Annotated in this window: 6 protein-coding genes; 3 read left to right on the top strand and 3 right to left on the bottom strand. The window is 39.2% G+C overall.

Annotated elements, in window-relative coordinates; translation table 11 throughout:
* The first annotated feature begins 508 nt into the window (after positions 1-508).
* Together NIES592_RS19580 and NIES592_RS19575 are read left to right on the top strand one after the other, a co-directional pair.
* A complete protein-coding gene (locus NIES592_RS19580; protein WP_073556641.1) occupies positions 509-1,417 on the top strand; it encodes a c-type heme family protein in 909 nt (302 codons plus the stop codon).
* A gap of 131 nt (positions 1,418-1,548) precedes the next feature.
* The gene (locus NIES592_RS19575; protein WP_062250672.1) at positions 1,549-2,505 is read left to right on the top strand and encodes a c-type heme family protein; all 957 of its coding nucleotides are present in this window, start codon (positions 1,549-1,551) and stop codon (positions 2,503-2,505) included.
* Between the two features lie 244 nt (positions 2,506-2,749).
* Here the strand turns inward: NIES592_RS19575 and NIES592_RS19570 are convergent, their stop codons facing one another.
* Positions 2,750-4,120 (bottom strand): serine/threonine-protein kinase, encoded by a 1,371-nt coding sequence (locus NIES592_RS19570; protein WP_073556640.1) that lies wholly within the window; start codon positions 4,118-4,120, stop codon positions 2,750-2,752.
* A gap of 367 nt (positions 4,121-4,487) precedes the next feature.
* Positions 4,488-5,396 (bottom strand): phosphate/phosphite/phosphonate ABC transporter substrate-binding protein, encoded by a 909-nt coding sequence (locus NIES592_RS19565; protein WP_073556639.1) that lies wholly within the window; start codon positions 5,394-5,396, stop codon positions 4,488-4,490.
* Positions 5,397-5,768: 372 nt separating this feature from the next.
* Here NIES592_RS19565 and NIES592_RS19560 point away from each other — a divergent pair, with 372 nt between their 5' ends.
* Entirely contained in the window at positions 5,769-8,198 is a 2,430-nt protein-coding gene (locus NIES592_RS19560) for an ATP-binding cassette domain-containing protein (protein WP_073556638.1), read from the top strand.
* A gap of 37 nt (positions 8,199-8,235) precedes the next feature.
* Here the strand turns inward: NIES592_RS19560 and NIES592_RS19555 are convergent, their stop codons facing one another.
* Positions 8,236-9,033, bottom strand: coding sequence for a Uma2 family endonuclease (locus NIES592_RS19555; protein WP_073556651.1), 798 nt, complete (start codon positions 9,031-9,033; stop codon positions 8,236-8,238).
* Positions 9,034-9,314 lie beyond the last annotated feature (281 nt).

The following is a 9,314-nucleotide window of genomic DNA, read 5'->3' as shown; positions in this document are numbered from 1 at the left end:
ATCTGTGTTTATCGGTGTGTATCGGTGGTCGATTTCTAAAAAAACGTTTTTTACGAGGCGCAAGGAATATTGCGTCTCCATATTCAATTCACATCAGGCGTAATTTCTATTTGAAGTAGATGCACAAGGGCTGGCTAAAATATACCACAAAGCAAACACAGATAAGCTAGCAGCTGACCGCAGGATGGAACACAAAGAATCTCATAGCTAATCTTGATTGGAGAAGAAACTAGTGAATTCAGTTATGAATTCTATAAACTCATATTTCATAAATTTTGTGGGCTAGGCAATGCTCATCAACTTATTGATAACAAAAATAATTATCTATCGTACTAATGAGTAAAGATTTTAATATTGATATTGCGTAATTTTTGTGTTTTGGGATGTAGAACCTAATGTTTATTTTTAAGTTAGTTGTTTATTAATAGAAAATATGGTTCATATCTGGAATGCTGTAATCTGATTTTGTAGTTTCTATTATTCCTGCAAAAAGCGAGAGCTGCTCAAAATGCTAAAGAATCTGAAGTTAAGACAAAAATTTACAATCTTGCTAGTCCTTATTCTTGTATTTGGTTTGAGTTTGAGTGGGTTAAGTCTATCTTCTTTACTCAGGCAGAATGCTAAACAAGAAATTGCTACGAATGCTTTATCACTGATTGAAACGATGAGTTCTTTGCGTGAGTATACAGTTACTCAAGTAACGCCGGAACTGGTAGATAAATTGGAAACGAAGTTCTTGCCACAAACTGTATCTGCCTATTCAGCGCGGGAAGTATTTGAAATTTTACGAAAAAAACCAGAGTATAAAGACTTTTTCTATAAAGAAGCTGCACTCAATCCTACAAGTCTTAGGGATAAAGCTGATAGTTTTGAGGCAGATATTATCAAGCGTTTTACTGATGAGAAAGATTTAAAAGAGTTGAGCGGTTTTCGTTCCTTGCCTAGTGGGGATATTTTCTATATTGCTCGTCCACTCAAGCTGACTCAGCCAGCGTGCTTGCAGTGTCACAGCACTCCTGATGTTGCACCTAAAACAATGATTGAGCGTTACGGTGCAGAGAATGGATTTGGATGGCAGTTGAATAGTATTATTGCTACACAGATAATTTCTTTGCCAGCTAGTAAAGTTATTGAAAAAGCACATAAATCTTCTTTTTTAATAATTTTAATTGTGTCTGCTGTTTTTATTTCTGTTCTGCTTTTAGTCAATATTTTCTTGGAACGTCAAATTATTCGCCCTCTTAAGCGTTTAACTCGTGTAGCTGAGGAAGTTAGCACGGGACACATGGATGTTGAATTTAAACAGACAACCAATGATGAAATTGGTAATCTTGCTAAGGCTTTTAAAAGGATGAAGTTTAGTTTAGAAATGGCAATGAAAAGACTGAAAAGAAATACAGGGACTACAGAAACTTAAACAATTCCAAATTAAAAATTAAAGATATATTATTTCTCTCAATTTTGGTAACATAATTAACTCTTAGGTAATTAGAATTGAGAAAATACAGTATTACGTATTTTTTACCATAATATTAAATGGTTAAAATTATGTTAAAAAATTTGCGATTGAAACAAAAAGTTACGATTTTATTACTTGTAATTCTGACATTTGGTTTAAGCTTGAGCGGTTTAGCTTTATCTTCTGTGTTGAGGCAAAATGCTAAACAGGAAATTACTTCCACAGCTTTGATGTTGATGGAAACTATGATTGCTGTGCGGCAGTACACTAGCACTCAAGTTAATCCGGAACTAGTTGATAAATTGGAAGCTGAGTTTTTACCGCAATCAGTACCTGGTTACTCAGCACGAGAAGTATTTGAAAATTTGCGGCAAAAACAAGATTACCGAGAGTTTTTTTATAAAGAAGCAACCTTAAACCCGACTAATTTGCGGGATAAAGCTGATAGCTTTGAGACGCAAGTTGTGAATCGCTTCCGAGGTAACAAAAACTTAAAAGAAGAAAGTGGATTTCGATCGCTTCCTAGTGGAGATATCTATTATATTGCTCGTCCGCTCGCAGTTTCTGAGGCAAAATGCTTAGAGTGCCACAGTACACCAGATCAAGCACCAAAAAGTATGATCGATCGCTATGGTACGGCTAACGGTTTTAACTGGCAATTGGGTGAAATTGTTGGCGCGCAAATGATTTCTGTACCAGCTAGCAGAGTCATTAACAAAGCAAATCAGTCTTCTTTGTTAATTGTTGGACTTGTATCTATTGTTTTCATTATTGTTATTGTTCTAGTTAACATCTTTTTGACTCAACAAGTAGTTCTTCCTCTCAAACGCATCACTCGTGTGGCGGAAGAAGTTAGTACAGGACATATGGATGTGGAATTTGAGCAGTTAACTAATGACGAAATTGGTCATCTCGCCAAAGCTTTTAAACGCATGAAGTTAAGTTTAGAAATGGCAATGAAACGGCTCAAACGTCCTCCTGGAAATACACATGGTACAGGAGGAATGGGGGGTACTGGAAGTAGTAGTGACTATCCCCAACACTGAATGTTAGGAGGTTAGTGGTTAGTGGTTAGTGGGTAGAGACGCGAGGAACATCGCGTCTGTACAATAGTAGTTAGTGGTTAGTGGTTGTTCACTACCCCTCAAACTCCTCACACTCCTCACACTCCACCCTTACGGGAAGCCTATGAGCGCGTCTACACACCCCTCATACTCCTCCCACTCCCCCACCACCCCATCTCCCCATCTCCCAATCTCCCAATCTCCCAATCCCCCTTCCCTCTCAATATCAAGAAAATAGGCGTCTTGTAAATTCCAATGCTGCTTCTGATTCTGGGATTTCTCTTGCTAAGAGTTCGACAAATTGGTAAGGTGTGACTTGCGGATTGTCGGCTAAAGTATCTTCTACAATTAGGCTAGCCATAGGACCAATGTAGAACGCTAAGGCATCTTGACAACGCTGAACAAATGCAGCATTGAGCGAGGTAATTTGTTGTTGGTTTTGATTGGTCGGTTGATTTTGGTAACTAGACCGATCTTGATAAGTTTGGGGATGACGAGAAGTTTGTGGATTTTGATTAGTCTGTTGAGTCTGTTGATTTTGATGAATTTGGGGATGGCGAGAGGTTTGTGGATGAGGAAAAGCTTGTTGACCTAGTGGTTTACTTAGCACTGTTTCATCTAAATCTGAATTAGGAGACTGAGCTATTGTCACTGTTGTTTGAGAGTCAGGAGTGAGTATAGTAGGAGGAACATCAAACATTGTTGATGATGATGCTGTTTGAGGTCGTCCTAAAAGCTCAAGGTCTCTTAAAACTTCTTGAGATGTTTGATATCTATGCCTGGGTGTATCTGAGAGCATTTTATCTAGGATTTGAGCAAATCCATCACTGACATAGGTGTAAAAACGCCATTTCCACTCCAAGCTGTACTGATCCATGAGGAATGATGGATCTTTACCTGTAAGTAGTACAACAGCTGTGACCCCTAAAGCATAAAGGTCACTACTAGGAGAACATAACCCTAAGCTGATTTGTTCGCGAGGAGCGTATCCTACTTTTCCCACCAAAGACATTTTGCCGACAAAAGTTGCTTGATTGGAACTAGTAACATCATTGAGATCAGCTATTTGTTTGCCAACTCCAAAATCAATTAATACAGGCAAAATGTTACCTTCTGGTAACATGATATTGTCGGGCGAAATGTCTCGATGAATAATATGATGCTGGTGAATATACTCTAAAACAGGTAATAAATATTTCAGCCACTGAATAACTTCTTGTTCTGTAAAAGTTTGTCCTTGAAGTTGGCGATCGCGTAATAAGGCTGAGTAGGTTTTTCCATTGACATATTCTTGTACCAGAAACAGGCGACCATCTCCTTCAAAGCAAGCCAAAAAACGAGGTATCTGTGGATGCTCTAGCTGGTGAAGGATTTTGGCTTCTCTTTTGAATAAATTCCGACATTTTTCTAATCCTCCTCCCCCGGTACCAATGGGAGCAAATTCCTTGAGGACACAAGCCTCATTGAAACGCCGAGTATCAAACGCCAAGTAGGTTCGCCCCAAACCCCCCTGTCCTAGCAGTTGTTGGATGATATAACGATTATCAATTAATGTTCCCGAAGGTATTTCTGGTTTGATTAAGGGGGGCTGAGACATATCATGATACTCCTAATTATTTTCCATACATAATTTGGTCATTTATAACTTCAACTCCTAGCCTGTTTATTTTCGTATAAAATATCCAGAATATCTATGAATTTTTAGTTGATAAGCAGCTTCAGCTATATATAGCGTTTCTGGCTCTGGCGATTTTCAAGCTTAAGCTTTTTGAGCTTTACTCTTGATGAACACACGTAGAGGTTTTTACCTGAAATGACGCTTGGAGAAGAAAATTAGTTTCTGTTTAATTGAAGTTTATTTGTGGTAAAAATGGCTCTAAGCCTAACTATTTATTCGGTGTAACTCTCAGAAAATATGCAGATAAATTATTAAATTTTATTAACTAGTATTAATTGCTTGCTTGTTAACTTGATTTTTGCTGAGCAGATGTTTCTGGGAGGAGAACAGCGGGTTTCTGCTTTACCCTTGCCTCTATCGGCTGAACTTTTTCGACCAATTTAATAAACTCCTGGTAACTAGGTATTTTAGCAGCAGGAACGTAACCTGCATCAGCAGCAATATCGGCAGGTGCATCGTTCATTGCTTTTTGGATTTGCTGCTGTTGATTGCGATCTACTGTAGGCGAAAGTAGCATCACACCAGAGGGAATCCAGCGACTGGTGTGTAAAGTTCTAAACTTGGTTTCCCTAAAACTGCGGCGATGAAGCTCAAAATCTTGCTCTGATATAGCGCCAGCATCAACTGTTCCGTCACTAATCCACTCAAGTACTGTTTTGGGAGTGGGAGCAAAACGAATTTCAGCCAAGGTTAAACCGTAGAGATCGTACAAAGGAACATAATAACCAGCAGCAGAACCAATTTCTCCTAAAGCAACAGTCTTATTCGCCAAATCTGATATTTTTGTGATTGGTTTATCTTCTCTAACAATCAATAAAGAACGTTGTCTATTACTGACTCCTTCCATCGAAAATAGAGGGATGTAAAGTTCTTTGCCGATCGCGATCGCAGCTAAACCAGGAGGTGCAAATACTAATTCCCATTCTTTATTGCGAATTTGGTCAATAGCTTGCAGTTCGTTGTAAGCTGGTTCCAGATCTACCATTGCCCGAGTTTGTGATGCTATGTAATCTTTAAAGCGCTCATACTTATCGAGCGATGTTTTTCCTTCGCCGTAGCTAATCACGCCAATTGTCAGCTGATCTGGTATATTGTTTATTTTTGGTTGGGAGTTACACCCTAACCCAAATATTCCTATTAATGCTACTAGTGGAAATAGTAAAAAACGTGGCGGAATAAAAATAGTAGTTTTCATAATTTAGTTACAAGATGATGATCAAGGCGCGAATGTATTTTGATTATCTCTACTTCATCTGCTGGTCAAAGGCAAGTGCATCAAAAAGTTAACCTTTCTTACAATAAATGTTGCTATTTGAAAATATATGTTGACTAATGTAGTTTGGTTTTGCTCATGATGGAATAAAGAAATTTTGTTGATTGTTGGTAGTTGGTTGTTACAAACAACAAACAACCATCAACTACCAACTACGAACTACTAACTACCCCAACAATTATCCTTATTCCGCTCAATTAACGATGCAAATTTATATACCCATCCGGAAAATCACCTATAAATCCTGTAGGATACGGGTGTGGCTTTAACCAGAGAATAGGTCTAATAAATCTCATGACAGGGAGCTTTGAGCAAGCGACGCTTGTTAGTCCTCAACCTTTTTTGGAACTGAATAATAAAGGTCAGACCCTACGGCTTTATCTCCAAAAAGATGAGCATCGCTTGGGGCGTGGTCGTGAATGGGCAGATTTAGAAGTACCAATCGGCTGGGAAGTCTTCTCCAGAAAACAGGCTACTCTACGCAAAGAAGGAGGAGATTATCGAATTTACGATGGTGATGGCATCAATCCTAGCCGTAATGGTATCTTTTTAAACCAAGTTCCTATTGATGCTAAGGGTTATTTGTTAAAAAATGGAGTGGAGCTAGAAATCGGACAATCTCCTCACAACAGAATTCAGCTGACTTACTACAACCCTGTTGATGCTCCTGCTGCAATTCCCACAAACCGCCGCCTGACGTTAAAAGGCTTGAAGGACTGGCCTGTACAATTAGGACGAGCGCCCAAACCGGATCGCTATTCTTCCATGCAGTTGGATGCGCCTACGGTCTCCCGCCTGCACGCTACAATTTATCCTGATGGGCAAGGAGGACACATTCTCCAAGACTTAAGTACAAACGGTACTTTTGTCAATGGTCAACGAGTTTCAAAACGTATCCAGTTAGTAGATCAAAGCAGAATTCAAATCGGGCCATTTAGTCTGCTTTATCGCCCGGATTCCCTGGAATTATTAGATAGTGGTAGTCAAATCCGCCTTGATGTCAACCGCTTGCAGCGTAAGGTCAAAGACAAAGAGGGACGGGAAAAAATAATTCTCAACGATGTGTCTTTGGTGATTGAACCAGGACAATTAGTCGCGTTAGTAGGTGGTAGCGGTGCTGGTAAGTCCACCTTGATGAAATCTCTCTTGGGAATTGAACCAGTTTCTTCCGGTACAGTCTATCTCAATGGTGACAACTTGCGACAAAATTGGCCGATGTATCGTTCACAACTAGGTTATGTTCCCCAAGATGATATTGTACACCCCGACCTCCGGGTAGAGGAAGTACTCGGCTATGCCTGCAAACTGAGGCTTCCACCCGACACAAATGTCCAGCAAGTAGTAGATACTACTTTAGAACAAATTAAACTAACCCACGTACGGACAAATTTTATACGTAACCTCAGTGGTGGACAACGCAAACGCGTCAGTATTGGAGTGGAACTGTTAGCCGACCCGAAACTCTTCTTCTTAGATGAACCGACTTCTGGTCTTGACCCTGGTTTAGATAAAGAAATGATGCGTCTGCTGCGAGAATTAGCAGATCAAGGACGGACAGTAGTTTTAGTTACCCATGCTACAGCCAATATTGAAGTGTGCGATCGCATTGTCTTCATGGGTAGGGGTGGCAAACTCTGTTACTTTGGCCCTCCCAAGGAAGCACTGGGCTTTTTTGAAATGCCTTCAGAAGACTTAAAGTATTTTTCCGATATTTACATCAAACTTGATCAAGGCGGTAATGGCAAAGACGTTGCATCAACAGTTGATTATTGGTCGCAAAAATACGAAAGATCCCCAGAATGTCATAAATACGTAAAATCACAGTTAAAGTCTGGTAAAGATAGCACATCAAAAGCAGATGATAGTATCCACACAGGGATATCTCCACTCAAGCAACTACTGTTGTTGAGTCAGCGATATCTGCAATTAGTGCTGCGCGATCGCACAAGTATAATTTTCTCATTAGTATCAGGACCGATTGCGATCGCTTTAACTGCTTGGATATTGCGAGACGAAACACCCCTGAAAAAACTCAACCCGCTAGAAATCACCCAAGGGCCTTTAGCGCTCAAAGTACTGTTCATATTTAGTTGTATAGGAATTTGGGTAGGGCTTTCCAGTTCCGTACGAGAAATAGTCAAAGAAGCAGCTATTTATGCGCGAGAAAGATTAATTAACTTGGGTTTATTTCCTTACTTGGGTTCTAAAGTTGCTATTCGTTCTGGTTTAGTGCTGTTGCAAACTCTGTTAATTGTTGCAGCTGTATTAATCGGTTTTAAATCCCCAGAATATAATCTCTTACCTTGGTTATTGGGCTTGGGAATTACTACCTTTTTAACTCTGCTAGCGAGTGTCAGTCTGAGTTTAATGGTATCTGCTTTAGTGAAAACAGAAAACGAAGCAAATAGTATTTTGCCTTTGATTATGATTCCCCAAATCATTCTCTCAGGGGTACTATTTGAAATGACAGGCTTAGCAGCTAAACTGGGTTGGTTAACAATTAGCAGATGGTCAATTGGTGCTTATGGAATTTTAGTAAATGTGAATGCAATGGTTCCAGAAAATACGCCAGGTTTGCCATCCCTAGCTGATATTTTTGAAAAGTCTGATGTGTACAATGCAACTTGGAAGAATTTAGGTTTAAATTGGGGAATTTTAGGTGTACATACGTTGGTTTATTTGCTTGTGGCGCTGTTGTTACAAAAGCGGAAAGATATTGTTTGAAATTAACGTTTTTGTTTTCCACCTACTAACAACTAACTTAATCTATCTCATCAGGATTCACACCTAATTGGCGCAATCGTTCTGCTAATTGTTCTGCTTTTCTTTTTGCTTGAGCAGCTTCTTGTTCAGCAATCATAGCTCGTTCGGTAGCAGCCGCAGCTTCTTCTGTGGGTGCAGGAATTAATTTTCCTTCTAAAGTAAACCACCTTAACCACAACCTTTCAATATCTCGAAATGAACCTTGCCATAATCCTAAACTTAAACTCAACTCTGGCATTTGTAAGCGTCCTTCCGTGAAATTCATCGGTTCATAATGTCCACCTACTAACTGAAATGCTCGAATTTCATTTGTATAGCGGCTAAAAACAATATAGTAGGGAACCCGCAAGATTCTTTCATACACTTCCCATTTTGTCGGAGGTTTACCTATTTCTATTTTTTTTGTCCCTAAATCTTCTTCTTCTGTTCCTGGAGATAACAATTCAACGACAACAAAAGGATTTGCTCGCTCTTGCCAGGTTACATAACTTAAACGTAAATCACGTTCATCATATAATTTTGGCACTCCAACCACACCAAACCAATCTGGGCGTTTGTACCACAAAGGATGCTGAACATCGTAGTAGAGATTGAGGTCAGCCGCACTGTAAACTAATTCTGGATTCCAGTTAATTGGTTGAAAAGTTAAATATAAAAGCAAAGGTTGTAAAAAGTGGAAATCGTCTGGCAAACCGGGTTCCTCTGGGTTGTCACTTGGTAAATCATACATTGTTGGTAGAGTTTGCCAAGGAGGAAGGGGAGGATCAGATTGAGGAATGAGGCGAGGAGAAGTCATATCAATTTTGGATTTGAGATTGTAGTAAATCTTAAGTAGGGAAGGCAAAAAGCAGCATTCATAACTAATTGATGCTTGCACATTGAGTATCTTCTACAGTTATTACCTAAAGTTAGTGTATTTAGCTATATTTATGCTTTTTTAATTTGTAGATTGTATTTTTATTGATATATCTAGACACATTTCCAGAATACTGCAAATTTTAGTTGTAGCTTCTTATATTTCCACAAAATAGAGAAATATAATCTCTGATGATGAAGTACTACTACACACTTCCACCG

Source organism: Fischerella major NIES-592 (assembly GCF_001904645.1).
Classification (GTDB): Bacteria; Cyanobacteriota; Cyanobacteriia; order Cyanobacteriales; family Nostocaceae; genus Fischerella; species Fischerella thermalis.
This window is presented reverse-complemented; position numbering and strand designations above follow the sequence as displayed.

Coding starts and splice junctions, on each gene's coding strand:
- NIES592_RS19570 (WP_073556640.1), bottom strand. CDS start 4,120: ATGTCTCAGCCCCCCTTAATCAAACCAGAAATACCTTCGGGAACATTA.
- NIES592_RS19575 (WP_062250672.1), top strand. CDS start 1,549: ATGTTAAAAAATTTGCGATTGAAACAAAAAGTTACGATTTTATTACTT.
- NIES592_RS19560 (WP_073556638.1), top strand. CDS start 5,769: ATGACAGGGAGCTTTGAGCAAGCGACGCTTGTTAGTCCTCAACCTTTT.
- NIES592_RS19565 (WP_073556639.1), bottom strand. CDS start 5,396: ATGAAAACTACTATTTTTATTCCGCCACGTTTTTTACTATTTCCACTA.
- NIES592_RS19580 (WP_073556641.1), top strand. CDS start 509: ATGCTAAAGAATCTGAAGTTAAGACAAAAATTTACAATCTTGCTAGTC.
- NIES592_RS19555 (WP_073556651.1), bottom strand. CDS start 9,033: ATGACTTCTCCTCGCCTCATTCCTCAATCTGATCCTCCCCTTCCTCCT.